Raw genomic sequence first — 220 nt, forward strand, 5'->3', positions numbered from 1 at the left:
ACATATCCTTAACGGATATATAAAAATATTTTACAATGAAGAGTTTGATCCTGGCTCAGGATGAACGCTAGCTACAGGCTTAACACATGCAAGTCGAGGGGCAGCGGGATTGAAGCTTGCTTCAATTGCCGGCGACCGGCGCACGGGTGAGTAACGCGTATCCAACCTTCCGTTTACTCGGGGATAGCCTTTCGAAAGAAAGATTAATACCCGATGGTAT

General features: G+C 46.4%; 1 rRNA gene. It reads left to right on the forward strand.

Going from position 1 to position 220, the window contains the following annotated elements:
- Positions 1-32 precede the first annotated feature (32 nt).
- Positions 33-220, forward strand: a 16S ribosomal RNA gene (locus H6A27_RS14920); the annotation flags it as partial.

It is taken from the genome of Bacteroides caecigallinarum (assembly GCF_016902295.1).
GTDB classification, from domain to species: domain Bacteria; phylum Bacteroidota; class Bacteroidia; order Bacteroidales; family Bacteroidaceae; genus Phocaeicola; species Phocaeicola caecigallinarum_A.